This window comes from Allobosea sp. TND4EK4 (assembly GCF_900156025.1).
In the GTDB taxonomy this organism is placed as follows: Bacteria; Pseudomonadota; Alphaproteobacteria; order Rhizobiales; family Beijerinckiaceae; genus Allobosea.
Genome location: NZ_FTMO01000011.1, coordinates 86,608 through 98,584, shown reverse-complemented (window position 1 = coordinate 98,584; position 11,977 = coordinate 86,608). Strand labels below are relative to the sequence as shown.

Genomic DNA, 11,977 nt, shown 5'->3' with positions numbered 1-11,977 from the left:
TCTCCCTCCTGTCGCTCCACCCGCCTTACACGACGGCACCCCTTGACGCAAAAACATCTTTCTTTCGAAAATATGTTGTGAGATATAAATCGGGCCGTGATCCGAATGGAGGCTGTCATGTCCAATCCGAGAGAGAACCACCGCGAGGACGTCGCCGGTCGCGCGAATGTCGAGGATACGCCGGAGCTGCTGGCCTATTACGACGAGCTCGATAAGCTGGAGGCCGGCGCGCTCTGGACCGTCGCCAACAAGATCGAGCCCTGGCAGCCCAAGTCGAAATCCGTGCCGGTGCTGTGGCGCTACAAGGATCTGCGCGAGCATGTGCTGCGCTCGGTTCAGCTGGTGACGCCCGAAAAGGCCGGTCGCCGCGTGATCTATCTCAACAATCCCGGGCGGCAGGACGTGTCCGCCGCGGTCGGCTGGCTCTATTCAGGGCTGCAGGTGATGAATCCCGGCGAGGTCGCCTCGGCCCATGCGCACTCCGCCTCGGCGCTGCGCTTCATCATGGAAGGCTCGGGCGCCTACACCATCGTCGACGGCCACAAGATGACGCTGGGCGCCAACGACTTCGTGCTCACGCCCAACGGCACCTGGCACGAGCATGGCGTCTCGGCCGATGGTACGCCCTGCCTCTGGCAGGACGGGCTCGACATCCCGCTCGTCAACACGCTGGAAGCGAATTTCTACGCGGTCCATGAGGATCTGCAGCAGGCGGTCGGCTATCCCGTCGACGATGCGACCGGCAGCTGGGGCAATCCGGGTCTGCGGCCGCATGGCAAGGACTGGGACAAGCCCTATTCGCCGCTGCTGAAATACGAATGGGCGCCGACCTACGAGTCGCTGCAGCGCTACGCCAAGGTGACCGACGGCTCCGCCTTCGACGGCGTGCTGATGAACTACGTCAACCCGGTCACGGGCGGGCCCGTGATGCAGACGATCGGCGCCTCGATGCAGATGCTGCGCCCGGGCGAGAAGACCAAGGCCCACCGCCACACGGGCAGCTTCATCTACCAGGCGGCCAAGGGCAAAGGCTACTCGATCATCAACGGCAAGCGCTTCGACTGGCAGGAGCGCGACATCTTCTGCGTGCCGTCCTGGGCCTGGCACGAGCACGCCAACGCCTCGGGCAGCGAGGATGCCGTGCTGTTCTGTTTCAACGACATGCCGGTGATGAATTCGCTCGGCCTCTATCGCGAAGAGGCTTTCGGGGACAATGGCGGGCAGCAGCCGCTCGCAGCCTGAGGAAACGACCATGCGTCTCGTCACCTATCGCAGCGTCGTCGACGCTGCGGCCCGCCTCGGCGTGCTCGAAGCCGATCTCGTCATCGATGTGGAACGGCTGGGGGCCAAGGCCGGCCATGCCCTGCCCGCAACGATGCTCGGCTTCATCGATCTCGGACCCGCCGCGCTCGACGCGCTGCGCGACGCGCTGGATGCCCATCGCGGCCGCTGGCCGGTCGGCGCCGCCCTGCCCGCGAGCAACGTCAAGCTGCTTGCGCCGATCCCCCGCCCCCGCAAGAACATCTTCGGCATCGGCCTGAACTATGTCGAGCATGTCGCGGAATCGGCGCGCACGCTCGACACGTCAAAGGAGTTGCCGAAGCAGCCCGTGATCTTCTCCAAGCCTCCGACCAGCGTGATCGGGCCGGGCGATGCGATCGAGCACAATGCCAAGATCACCCAGCAGCTCGACTGGGAGGTGGAGCTTGCGGTCATCATCGGACGCACCGCCAAGCGGGTCAGCGAGGAAGACGCGCTCTCGCATGTCTTCGGCTACAGCGTGATGATCGACGTCAGCGCGCGCGACAACCGCCGGGCCGGCCAGTGGATCTACTCGAAGGGGCAGGACACCTTCGCTCCCTTCGGCCCCTGCATCGTCACCGCCGACGAGATCGGCGACCCGCACACGCTCGATCTCTGGCTGACGGTCAATGGGCAGACCAAGCAGAGCTCGAACACGAAGCACATGCTGTTCAAGATCCCGACGCTGATCTCCGACATCAGCGCCGCGATGACGCTGGAGCCGGGTGACATCATCGCTTCCGGCACGCCGGACGGCGTCGGCGCCGGCCGCACGCCGCAGGAATGGATGTGGCCGGGCGATGTGGTGGAGGCCGGCGTCGCGCGCATCGGCACCATCCGCCACCCGGTCGTGGCTGTCTGAGCCGCCGCCGCCTTCAACAAGGGAGCGGCCTCCGCCGCTCCGGACCAACCAGAAAAAGGGGACTTCACCGATGATGACGCTTCCGATCACGCGCCGGCTCGCTGTCGGCACCATCCTCGCCACGGCCCTCGCCGGGCCGGCCTTCGCACAGGACGGCAAGCCTGTCCGCATCGGCTTCATCACCACGCTGTCGACGCCGGCGGGCTATATCGGCGAGGACATCCGCGACGGCTTCCAGCTCGCGATGAAGGACGGCAAGCTCGGCGACGCGCCCGTCAAGCTCGAGATCGAGGATGACAGCCTGAAGCCGGCCAACGCCAAGCAGGCCGCCGACCGCATGGCGCAGTCGGGCGTGAAGCTCTTCACCGGCGTGAATTTCTCGAACGTGCTCGCCGCCGTCGTGCCGGGCGTGCTGGAATCGGGCGGCTTCTATGTCAGCCTCAACCCCGGCCCTTCGGTCTTCGCCGGCGAGAAGTGCAACAAGAATTACTTCGTCGCCTCCTATCAGAACGACGCGTTCCACGAGGCGGCGGGCCTCTCCGCCAACCGGCTCGGCTACAAGAAGGTCATGCTGCTGGCGCCGAACTATCAGGCCGGCCGCGACGCGCTGGAAGGCTTCAAGCGCACCTTCAAGGGCGAGATCGCCGGCGAGATCTACACCAAGCTCGACCAGACCGACTTCTCCGTCGAGCTGGCGCGGGTGCGCTCGGCCCAGCCGGATGCGATCTACCAGTTCCACCCCGGCGGAGCCGGCATCAACTTCGCCAAGCAATATGCGAATTCCGGACTCACCAAGACGGTGCCGATGCTGATCCCGAGCTTCTCGATGGATGCGCGCATGATCGGCGCGACCGGCGAGGCTGCCGACGGCATCTACGCTTCGGCGATGTGGACCACCGAACTCGACAATCCGGCCTCGAAGGCCTTCGTCGAGGCCTTCCGCAAGGCCTATTCGCGGACCCCGACGATGTATGCCCAGCAGGCCTACGACACCGCCAACCTGATCGGCAGTGCTCTGAAGGCCGTCGGCGGCGACATCGGCAAGGAGGCGGAGTTCCGCGCCGCCCTGCGCAAGGCCCAGTTCACCGCGGTGCGGGGCAAGTTCTCCTTCGGTCCCAACCAGCATCCGATCCAGGACTACTACCTGACGAAATTCGCCAAGAACGGCTCGGGCGAGATCGTCCAGACGATCGTGGAGAAGGTCGCGCAGGATTACGGCGACGCCTACGCCGCGCGCTGCAAGATGGACTGATCGGCGGCTCGACAACGCTTCGCGCCGCCGGCCGGGCCGGCGGCGCCCTTCCCCACCTGATGGCGGCTTCGCGATGATCCTCCTGATCGAGCAGCTTCTCAACGGGCTGCAATACGGCGCCATGCTGTTCATGCTGGCCTCGGGCCTGACGCTGATCTTCGGCATCATGGGCGTCATCAACCTGACCCATGGCTGCTTCTACATGGTCGGGGCGTATTGCGCCGCCTTCGTGGTGCTGCAGACCGGCTCCTTCCTGCTGGGGGCGCTCGCGGCCCTGGCGGGTGCCGGGCTCTATGCGGTCGCGGTGGAGCTGGCCGTGGTGCAATGGCTCTATCGGCGCGATCATCTCTACCAGGTGCTGGCGACGCTGGGTCTCATCCTCTTCACCAATGAGGCGGTGAGCCTGATCTTCGGCCGCCGGCCGCCGCTGATGGATATTCCCCCCTTCCTCCAGGGCTCGGTACCCGTCCTGCCGGGTCTGGAATATCCCGTCATCCGCCTCGCCTTCATAGGCATGGGCGCGCTCGTGGCCCTGGGGCTGTGGCTGCTCGTCAACCACAGCCGCGTCGGCATGCTGGTGCGCGCCGGCGCCGACGACCGCGAGATGGTCTCCGCCCTCGGCATCGATATCCGGCGCCTCTATACCCTGGTCTTCGGCCTCGGCGGCGTGCTCTGCGGGCTGGCCGGCGTGATGGCCGCGCCGCTTCTCGCCATCGAGATCGGCATGGGCGAGCGAGTCCTGATCACCACCTTCGTCGTCATCGTCATTGGCGGGGTCGGATCGGTGCGCGGTGCGCTGGTCGGGGCGCTCCTGGTCGGCATGGTCGACAGCCTCGGCCGGGCCTATATCCCGCAGCTGCTCCAGCTCTCGCTGCCGCCCTCCGTCGCCGATACGCTGGGCGCCGGCCTGGTCTCGGCCAGCATCTATGTGCTGATGGCGCTGGTGCTGCTGGTGCGGCCGCTCGGCCTTCTGCCGGCGCGGAGCTGAGCCGATGCCTTTGACGCTCCGACAGGCCGCGATCGCGCTCGGCCTCGCCCTCTTTCTGGCCGTGCCTCTGCTGGCGGAAGCCGGCGCCTCGCCTGCCCTTCTCGGCCTCGCCAACCGCATTCTGATCTACGCCATCGCCGCGGTCAGCCTCGACCTGATCATCGGCTACGGCGCGATGGTCAGCTTCGGCCATGCCATGTTCTTCGGCCTCGGCGGCTATGTCGTCGGCATCGTCGCCTACCATACCTTCGGCGGCGAGCCGCTCCTGGGACGGTCCGGCAGCAACGCCGCCCTCCTGGTCTGGCCGCTGGCGCTGGCCGCCTGCGCCCTGCTCGCGGTGCTGGTCGGCGGGCTGGCGCTGCGCACCAGCGGCGTCCAGTTCATCATGATCACGCTCGCCTTCGCGCAGATGGTGTTCTTCGTGCTCGTCTCGCTGCAGAGCTATGGCGGCGACGACGGGCTGATGCTGGAGCGGCGCAACATGCTGCCCTTCATCGACATCTCCAAACCGACGACGTTCTACTATCTCTGCCTCGCCCTGCTGGTGATCTGGACGGTGCTGTGCAGCTTCATCGTGAACTCGCGCTTCGGCCTCATCCTGCAGGCGCTGCGGCAGAGCGAGCGGCGCGCCGTCAATCTCGGCATCCGGCCCTTCCCCTTCCGGCTCGCCGCCTTCGTCATCTCGGCAGTGGGCACGGGGCTCGCCGGCGTGCTCTGGGCCAACTATGCCCGCTTCGTCACGCCGGACATGGCGGCCTGGAGCAAGTCCGGTGAGTTCATGGCCATCGTCGTGCTCGGCGGCCTCGGCACGCTGCTGGGGCCGATCGCCGGGACGGCCGTCTTCATCGCGCTGGAGCAACTCCTGTCGATCTGGACGGAGCACTGGATGATCGTGATGGGGCCGATCCTGACCCTGATCGCCCTGTTCGGCCAGCGCGGCATCGCCGGACGTGTGTTCGGAGGCCGCCGTGACTGAGACGACACCGGCCGCGACCCCGATCCTGTCCATCGTCCAGCTGCGCAAATCCTTCGGCGCGCTGGTCGCGACGGACGATGTCTCGCTCGACGTCATGCCGGGAGAGTTGCACGCTTTGATCGGCCCCAACGGCGCCGGAAAATCCACCCTGATCACCCAGATCTGCGGCGAGATCAGGCCCAGCGCCGGGCGCATCCTGTTCGAGGGGCGCGACGTGACGAGGCTCCCCGCGCCCGCCCGGGCGAGGCTCGGCCTCGGGCGAACCTTCCAGATCACCCAGCTCTGCAACGACTTCACCGCCATCGAGAACGTGCTGCTCTCGATCGAGGCACGCCATGGCGGTTCGTTCGACATGGTCTTCAACCCCCGCCGGAACCGCGCCAGCATGGCGCTGGCGGAAAGCTGGCTGGAGCAGGTCGGCCTCGCCGGCCGCGGCGAGCGGCCGGTCTCCTCGCTTGCGCATGGCGAGCGGCGCCAGCTCGAAATCGCGGTGGCGCTGGCGCGCGAGCCGCGCCTGCTGCTGCTCGACGAGCCGATGGCCGGCATGGGGCCGGAGGAATCGGCAGCGCTGACGCGGCTGCTGCTCGGCCTGAAGGGCCGCTACGGGATCCTGCTGGTGGAGCACGACATGGACGCCGTCTTCGCGCTGGCCGACCGAATCAGCGTCCTGGTCTATGGACGGGTCGTCTTCACCGGCGGCGTCGACGCGGTGCGGGATCATCCCGAGGTTCGCGCCGCCTATCTGGGGGATGCGCAGCCATGCTGACGCTCGAAGCTGTCGAGGCCGGCTATGGCCGCAGCCGCGTGCTCTTCGGCCTGTCGATGACGGCGCGCGCCGGCGAGGTCGTTTCGCTGATCGGCCGCAACGGCATGGGCAAGACCACGACGGTGCGGGCCATCATGGGGCTCAACCGGCCGACCGGCGGGCGGATCGATTTCGACGGGCGCTCGCTGTCCGGCCTCGCGCCGCATGCGATCGCCCGCCTCGGCCTCGGTCTCGTTCCGGAAGGGCGGCGCATCTTCCCCTCGCTGACGGTCGAGGAGAATCTCGTCGCCACCGCCCGCGCCGGCAGCGGCGGGGCCGGTGCCTGGACACTGGAGCGCGTCGTCACGCTGTTTCCGCGCCTCGGCGAACGCCGGCGCCAATCGGCCCGCACGCTCTCGGGCGGCGAGCAGCAGATGCTGGCGGTGGGCCGCGCGCTGATGACCAATCCGCGGCTGCTGGTGCTGGACGAGGCGACCGAGGGGCTCGCGCCGCTGATCCGCGCCGAGATCTGGCGCTGCCTGCATGAGCTGAAGCAGGCCGGGCAGACCATCGTCGTCATCGACAAGAACCTCGGCGAGATGGCCGCCCTGGTCGACCGCCATCACATCGTCGAAAAGGGCCGGGTCGTCTGGTCGGGGACGCCGGGCGAGCTCGACGCCTCACCCGAGCTCGCCCGGCGCTATCTCGGACTCTGACGGAGCGCATCATGGACGCACAGCCGGTTCTCTATCGCGGCATGGACCGCGCCACGCTGGAGCGCGAATACGATGCGCGCGGCAGCGTGCCCTCTTTCGACGCCGAATATGCCCGCTACGTCGCCGGCAGCGAGCGCGCCCGCGCCGAGCATCGCCGCCTCGCCGATCTCGTCTACGACGAGGCCAGCGGCGAGGCGCTCGACATCTACCCGGCCGAGCCCGGCGCCCCTCTGTTCCTGTGGATCCATGGCGGCTATTGGCGCGCCACCTCGAAGGACGACAATGCCTTCGTCGTGCCCGGCCTGAAGGCTCAGGGCTTCGCCGTCGCCGCCATGAACTACACGCTGGCGCCGAAGGTCACGCTCGACGAGATCGTCCGCCAGACGCGCGCCGCCATCGCCTTTCTCGACCGCGAACGGGCGCGCTACGGCTTCGGAGCGCTCGCCGTCGGCGGCTCCTCCGCAGGGGGGCACCTCACGGCCATGCTGCTGGCCGGTGGCTGGCAGGCGGGCCTCGGGCTGCGGGAGGACGCGATCACGGCAGCACTCGATCTCTCCGGCCTTCACGAACTGGAGCCTCTGCAGCACACGCAGGTGAATGGCTGGCTCGGCCTCGACGACGCGATGATCGCGCGCAACAGCCCGATCCGGCTCATCCCGGCGCAGAGCCAGGTGCGGCTCGTCGCGTCGGTCGGCGGCCTTGAAACCAGCGAGTTCAAGCGCCAGACCGAGGATTATCTGCGGGCCTGGACAGAGGCCGGACACGCCGGCGAGCGCATCGACATGCCGCACCACAATCATTTCGACATTGCGCTCAGTCTCGGGGAGTCCGAGAGCCGTCTCGCCCAAGCCATGGCGGCCGCTGTCCGGTAGCGAAGCGGTCACCCCGCGCCGGGGAGGGCCACGAAATCCCGGTGCATCGGCGTGAAGACATCGACGGGAACGCCGGCTTCGTCATTCACCGCGCATGGATCGCGTCGGGCGGCTTGGTGACGCTGTCGCGGGCGAAAAGGCGCTCGGTACGCCCCGAAATGGCGATGTCGAAGACGCCGCCTTCCACCATGGAGCGCTGGCTGTGCGCCGGGCCGACCGCGCCCGCCTCGAAGCGCACCCGCACCATCTGACGTCGCCGCAGTCGATCAGGATTTGGCGGGTCACGCCCTCCCCGGCTGACTCCCAGGCAAGGTCCGGATCATGCGCGAAGGGCTGGTTCCTTGCGATCCATGCCTGTTCCTTCTCAGCGCGCCAGCCAGCCCCCATCGACGGGCAGAACCACGCCGTGAATGTAGGCCGAGGCGTCGGAGGCCAGGAAGACCGCAGCGCCGCCGATCTCCTGCGGGTCGCCCCAGTGCCCGGCTGGAATGCGGGCGAGGATCGCCTCGTTGCGGACCGGGTCGGCCCGCAGGGCCTGCGTGTTGTTGGTCACGAAATAGCCCGGCGCGATGGCGTTGACGTTGATGCCCTTGGCCGCCCATTCGCAGGCGAGCAGCCGCGTCAGGCCGGCGAGCCCGCTCTTCGAGGCGGTATAGGAGGGGATACGGATCCCGCCCTGGAAGGAGAGCAGCGAGGCGATGTTGATCACCTTGCCGCCCTTGCCGTCCGCGAGCATGCGCTTCGCCACGCCTTGCGTCAGGAAGAACGTCGACTTCAGGTTGACGTCCATGACCGCGTCCCAGTCGGCCTCGGTGAAGTCGAGCGCGTCGGCACGGCGGATGATGCCGGCATTGTTGACGAGGATATCGAGCCGCGACCCGTCGGCCTTGGCGGCCGCATCGGCCTCCTCGACGATCCGGCCGATGGGCTCCAGCGTCGCGAGATCGGCCGCGATCTCATGGAAAGGCCTGCCCGTCGCGACAACCAGCGCCTTCGTCCGCGCCATGCTGGAGCGGCCGACCGCGACGATCCCCGCGCCGGCCTGCGCCAGCGCCAGCGCGATCGCCTGGCCGAGCCCCGTATTGGCGCCGGTGACGATGGCCGTGCGCCCGGTGAGGTCGAACAGCGCCGGCATCAGCGCAGGTCCCCCGTCGCGACCATGTCCATGTCGGTGTAGTCGACATTGTCGCCGCCCATGCCCCAGATGAAGGAATAGGCCTTGGTGCCGGCGCCGGAATGGATCGACCAGCCCGGCGAGAGGATCGCCTGCTCGTTGGCGACAACGAGATGGCGTGTCTCCTGCGGCTCGCCCATGAGGTGGAAGACGCGGGCGTCGGCCGGCACGTCGAAATAGAGATAGATTTCGCAGCGCCGGTCATGGGTATGCGAGGGCATGGTGTTCCAGATGCTGCCCTCGTCCAGCGTGGTGACGCCCATCACGAGCTGGCAGGTCTCGCAGACGCCGGGGATGATGTACTGGCGGATCGTGCGCTTGTTGGCCGTCGCCTGCTCGCCGAGTGCCAGCGTCCTGGCGTCGGCCTCACGGATCAGCTTCGTCGGATGGACGGCATGGGCGGGCGTCGAGAGCAGGTAGAACTTGGCGGGGTTCGAGGCATCCTCGCTGGCGAACGAGACCTCGCCCGCTTCCTTGCCGACATAGAGCGCGTCGCGCTTGGCCAGCGCGTAGTCCCTGCCGCCGACCGATACCTTGCCCGCCCCTCCGACATTGACGATGCCCAGTTCGCGCCGCTTCAGGAAGGCGTCGGTGCCCACCGCCTTGGGTGCCGGCAGGACGATGGGCGCGGATGCCGGCATGGCGCCGCCGACGACGACGCGGTCGAGATGGCTGTAGGTCAGCGTGACTTGGCCGGGGACGAACAGCGTCTCGATCAGAAAATGACGGCGCAGTTCCGCGGTGTCGAAGCGCTTGGCGGCCTCGGGATGCGAAACCTGGCGAATCTCGATGGTCATGGTCAGTCCTTCAGTGGAACCGGCGCGCAGCCGGAGCGGCAAGCCGCGCCGTTTCCCGACTTGTCGCTGGCGCGCCGACATACGCTCCTGCCTGCGCCCATGGTTTGTTGCGGCAGCGATTGTATGGTAGTATGTTGCGGTATGGTACACAACGGGCTTGGAGGTTTTCGGCTTGAGCCTTTCGTTGATGTCACCTGCCCCCGCCACGGGTGCTTCGGCGGCCGGCCGTGTCGAAGCCGAATTGCGGCGGGCGATCGTCGCGCTCGAACTGCCGCCGGGCACGCGCCTGTCGGAACAGGAGATCGCGCTGAAATACGGGGTGTCGCGACAGCCGGTCCGCGAGGCGCTGATCGGGCTGGCCCGGACTCGGCTGGTCGATGTCCAGCCTCAGCGCGGCACGGTCGTGGTCAAGTTCTCGGTCCGCAAGATGATGGAGGCCCGCTTCGTGCGCGAGGCGGTCGAGGTTGCGATCGTCCGGCAGGCCTGCCAGTCCTTCGCCGCACAGAGCCGCCAACGGATCGACGACCTGCTCGACATGCAGGAGAAGGCCGCCAGCCGGGACGATCACGGCTCCTTCCAGCGCTATGACGAGCTCTTCCATGTGGAGCTGACCGAAGGCGTCGGCATGCCCCTCGCCTGGGAGGCCATCCGGGATATCAAAGCGCATATGGACCGGATCTGCCAGCTTACCCTGCCGGGCGCCTCAGTGATGCTGACCCTGGTGGAGCAGCACCGGAGCATCATGGCGGCGATCGATGCGCGGGACGCGGCGCAGGCGGCGCTTGCGATGCGCCACCACCTCACCGAAATCCTCCGCGCGCTTCCGAAGACGGAAGCGCGCTATCCTGATCTGTTCGAGTGACCGACCGGCGGCCAGAGGCAGGGCCCGACGCCGCCCGGCGTTTCTCTTACGATGGTAGATCGACAGGCAAAGCTCGGGGAACCGTTCACTGCCCCGGAATGCGGCGGCGTGCGAGATGTTCGCTGGCTTCGGCGGACAGCTTCACGACGGCGCCAAGCCGCGCCGCCATTCGATCCGCCGTTTCCAGAGCCTCGCCAATGAGGGGCGACTTCCCGTACAGCGAGCCGGTGACGTCGCGGACGGCCCATTCGCCGTTGGACGGGCATACGGTGAGAGTCTGGGCCATGCGTCTTCTCCAGGCGAAATTATGTAACCCGGAGAGGAGCGAGATAGTTCCTGAAGGATGTGGAAGGTCGGAGACCGGGTCCCGCAGCCTCATCCCCCTCGCGCGCGCAGTCGGGCGCGATCGCGATCATCTATCTGGCGTCTGGACCATCCGACACCAGACGGCCGGTGATGGTCAGATGACGGTCGCTATATTGCACGACGAGCAGCTCGATATCGGCGCCGTCATCGCATCTCATGCGCAACGGGCCGGTATAGGCGGCCGGATCGAGCCTTGACGTATCCAGATGCAGATGGCCGGAGCGGACATCGCCGAAGCTGTTGCCGAACCGGTATTCGAGAGGCAGCTTGCGCCCGTCCCCGATGATCAGAAACCCTTTTCCAGTACGCATGACGGCTCTCCGCCTGGGCAGCGTCAAGACGCGCCGCCAGTTGTCATTCCACATGGCGATGGAGACAACGCCCAGCTATCATGGCAGACGCAGCCCGCCTGTCGCTGTCATTTGCTAGTCGTGGCCGAAATTCGTGCAGTCGGCGTCGATGCTGCGCCGGATCATCGAGCCGTGCCTTGCATGCCCCCCGTTGCGGGGCGCCTTTCCGAAGCGGCGTGATCGACCGCCTCGCGCCGGCCAGCCTCAGTTCTTCATGTCCTTTTCCAGCGCCGCCAATGCTTCGGGGAGACCTTTGGCCGACAGGGTGACCTTCACGACCTGCTGCGTCTGCGCCCGATAGGTGATCGCCAGATCGGACGTCGCGGCAAGCAGCGGCGCGAAGACGCTCTCGGTCACGGTCGCCGCGGCCGAGCACAGTGTCGGCCGGCAGGCGAAGAAGGAGGCCTCGAGGAGCGGAGGGCCGTCGCCGATGCCGAGCTTGGCTCCCGTCGGCAGCCAGACAATGATCGGCAACTGAAAGGCGATCTGCCAGCCGGCCTTGTCCGGGTGGCGACCGAACGCCAGGATCGCTGCGGTACCGCTGGCGCCGTTCTCGCCCTTGACCGTGGCCTGCGCCGAGACCTCGCACGCCTTCACGGTTCGGGTTTCGACCCGGCGACTCTCGCAGCGCAGCAGCCAGTCTCCATAGCTGGAGCTCGTCGTCGACACCTCGCCGCCCGCCCCCTGCGCCGAGGCCGCCTGGACAGCGAGCATC

15 protein-coding genes are annotated in these 11,977 nt (G+C 67.4%); 9 read left to right on the top strand and 6 right to left on the bottom strand.

Features of this window, described 5'->3' with window-relative positions:
* Positions 1-117 precede the first annotated feature (117 nt).
* From BW981_RS16530 to BW981_RS16495, 8 genes are all read left to right on the top strand, one after another.
* The gene (locus tag BW981_RS16530) at positions 118-1,242 is read left to right on the top strand and encodes a cupin domain-containing protein (RefSeq protein ID WP_076441207.1); all 1,125 of its coding nucleotides are present in this window, start codon (positions 118-120) and stop codon (positions 1,240-1,242) included.
* A 10-nt stretch (positions 1,243-1,252) separates the two neighbouring features.
* The gene (locus tag BW981_RS16525; protein WP_076441205.1) at positions 1,253-2,164 is read left to right on the top strand and encodes a fumarylacetoacetate hydrolase family protein; all 912 of its coding nucleotides are present in this window, start codon (positions 1,253-1,255) and stop codon (positions 2,162-2,164) included.
* A 70-nt stretch (positions 2,165-2,234) separates the two neighbouring features.
* The gene (locus BW981_RS16520) at positions 2,235-3,416 is read left to right on the top strand and encodes an ABC transporter substrate-binding protein (RefSeq protein ID WP_348521412.1); all 1,182 of its coding nucleotides are present in this window, start codon (positions 2,235-2,237) and stop codon (positions 3,414-3,416) included.
* Positions 3,417-3,489: 73 nt separating this feature from the next.
* Positions 3,490-4,404 (top strand): branched-chain amino acid ABC transporter permease, encoded by a 915-nt coding sequence (locus BW981_RS16515; protein ID WP_175624156.1) that lies wholly within the window; start codon positions 3,490-3,492, stop codon positions 4,402-4,404.
* 4 nt (positions 4,405-4,408) lie between these two features.
* Positions 4,409-5,380 (top strand): branched-chain amino acid ABC transporter permease, encoded by a 972-nt coding sequence (locus BW981_RS16510; RefSeq protein ID WP_076441178.1) that lies wholly within the window; start codon positions 4,409-4,411, stop codon positions 5,378-5,380.
* Positions 5,373-6,146: an ABC transporter ATP-binding protein gene (locus tag BW981_RS16505; protein ID WP_244560353.1), complete on the top strand. Its 774-nt coding sequence runs from the start codon at positions 5,373-5,375 to the stop codon at positions 6,144-6,146. Before BW981_RS16510 ends, BW981_RS16505 begins: the two co-directional genes overlap by 8 nt.
* A complete protein-coding gene (locus BW981_RS16500; protein ID WP_076441176.1) occupies positions 6,140-6,841 on the top strand; it encodes an ABC transporter ATP-binding protein in 702 nt (233 codons plus the stop codon). Before BW981_RS16505 ends, BW981_RS16500 begins: the two co-directional genes overlap by 7 nt.
* A gap of 11 nt (positions 6,842-6,852) precedes the next feature.
* Positions 6,853-7,713 carry an alpha/beta hydrolase gene (locus tag BW981_RS16495; protein WP_076441174.1) on the top strand — a complete coding sequence of 287 codons (861 nt, stop codon included), beginning with the start codon at positions 6,853-6,855 and terminating at the stop codon, positions 7,711-7,713.
* An 85-nt stretch (positions 7,714-7,798) separates the two neighbouring features.
* Here the strand turns inward: BW981_RS16495 and BW981_RS23140 are convergent, their stop codons facing one another.
* The 3 genes from BW981_RS23140 to kduI form a co-directional block, all read right to left on the bottom strand.
* Entirely contained in the window at positions 7,799-7,960 is a 162-nt protein-coding gene (locus tag BW981_RS23140) for a cupin domain-containing protein (protein ID WP_175624155.1), read from the bottom strand.
* Positions 7,961-8,077: 117 nt separating this feature from the next.
* Positions 8,078-8,848 (bottom strand): 2-dehydro-3-deoxy-D-gluconate 5-dehydrogenase KduD, encoded by a 771-nt coding sequence (gene kduD / locus BW981_RS16485; RefSeq protein WP_076441172.1) that lies wholly within the window; start codon positions 8,846-8,848, stop codon positions 8,078-8,080.
* Positions 8,848-9,684 (bottom strand): 5-dehydro-4-deoxy-D-glucuronate isomerase, encoded by an 837-nt coding sequence (gene kduI, locus BW981_RS16480; RefSeq protein WP_076441198.1) that lies wholly within the window; start codon positions 9,682-9,684, stop codon positions 8,848-8,850. Before kduI ends, kduD begins: the two co-directional genes overlap by 1 nt.
* 187 nt (positions 9,685-9,871) lie before the next feature.
* On the opposite strand from kduI, the gene BW981_RS16475 reads away from it, so the two are divergent.
* Positions 9,872-10,546 carry a GntR family transcriptional regulator gene (locus tag BW981_RS16475; RefSeq protein WP_076441170.1) on the top strand — a complete coding sequence of 225 codons (675 nt, stop codon included), beginning with the start codon at positions 9,872-9,874 and terminating at the stop codon, positions 10,544-10,546.
* 85 nt (positions 10,547-10,631) lie between these two features.
* Here BW981_RS16475 and BW981_RS16470 read toward each other — a convergent pair whose 3' ends face one another.
* The 3 genes from BW981_RS16470 to BW981_RS16460 form a co-directional block, all read right to left on the bottom strand.
* Positions 10,632-10,832, bottom strand: a complete 201-nt coding sequence (locus tag BW981_RS16470) for a hypothetical protein (protein WP_076441168.1) — start codon at positions 10,830-10,832, stop codon at positions 10,632-10,634.
* 130 nt (positions 10,833-10,962) lie between these two features.
* Positions 10,963-11,223, bottom strand: a complete 261-nt coding sequence (locus BW981_RS16465; protein ID WP_139333806.1) for a hypothetical protein — start codon at positions 11,221-11,223, stop codon at positions 10,963-10,965.
* A gap of 243 nt (positions 11,224-11,466) precedes the next feature.
* On the bottom strand, positions 11,467-11,976 hold the full coding sequence (locus BW981_RS16460; RefSeq protein WP_175624154.1) for an invasion associated locus B family protein: 510 nt from the start codon (positions 11,974-11,976) through the stop codon (positions 11,467-11,469).
* Between the last annotated feature and the right edge of the window lies 1 nt (position 11,977).

What these genes read in the sequence shown, in the direction of transcription:
- BW981_RS16530 (WP_076441207.1), top strand. Translation starts at nt 118, where the DNA reads ATGTCCAATCCGAGAGAGAACCACCGCGAGGACGTCGCCGGTCGCGCG.
- BW981_RS16525 (WP_076441205.1), top strand. Translation starts at nt 1,253, where the DNA reads ATGCGTCTCGTCACCTATCGCAGCGTCGTCGACGCTGCGGCCCGCCTC.
- BW981_RS16520 (WP_348521412.1), top strand. Translation starts at nt 2,235, where the DNA reads ATGATGACGCTTCCGATCACGCGCCGGCTCGCTGTCGGCACCATCCTC.
- BW981_RS16515 (WP_175624156.1), top strand. Translation starts at nt 3,490, where the DNA reads ATGATCCTCCTGATCGAGCAGCTTCTCAACGGGCTGCAATACGGCGCC.
- BW981_RS16510 (WP_076441178.1), top strand. Translation starts at nt 4,409, where the DNA reads ATGCCTTTGACGCTCCGACAGGCCGCGATCGCGCTCGGCCTCGCCCTC.
- BW981_RS16500 (WP_076441176.1), top strand. Translation starts at nt 6,140, where the DNA reads ATGCTGACGCTCGAAGCTGTCGAGGCCGGCTATGGCCGCAGCCGCGTG.
- BW981_RS16495 (WP_076441174.1), top strand. Translation starts at nt 6,853, where the DNA reads ATGGACGCACAGCCGGTTCTCTATCGCGGCATGGACCGCGCCACGCTG.
- BW981_RS23140 (WP_175624155.1), bottom strand. Translation starts at nt 7,960, where the DNA reads ATGGTGCGGGTGCGCTTCGAGGCGGGCGCGGTCGGCCCGGCGCACAGC.
- kduD (WP_076441172.1), bottom strand. Translation starts at nt 8,848, where the DNA reads ATGCCGGCGCTGTTCGACCTCACCGGGCGCACGGCCATCGTCACCGGC.
- kduI (WP_076441198.1), bottom strand. Translation starts at nt 9,684, where the DNA reads ATGACCATCGAGATTCGCCAGGTTTCGCATCCCGAGGCCGCCAAGCGC.
- BW981_RS16475 (WP_076441170.1), top strand. Translation starts at nt 9,872, where the DNA reads ATGTCACCTGCCCCCGCCACGGGTGCTTCGGCGGCCGGCCGTGTCGAA.
- BW981_RS16470 (WP_076441168.1), bottom strand. Translation starts at nt 10,832, where the DNA reads ATGGCCCAGACTCTCACCGTATGCCCGTCCAACGGCGAATGGGCCGTC.
- BW981_RS16465 (WP_139333806.1), bottom strand. Translation starts at nt 11,223, where the DNA reads ATGCGTACTGGAAAAGGGTTTCTGATCATCGGGGACGGGCGCAAGCTG.
- BW981_RS16460 (WP_175624154.1), bottom strand. Translation starts at nt 11,976, where the DNA reads ATGCTCGCTGTCCAGGCGGCCTCGGCGCAGGGGGCGGGCGGCGAGGTG.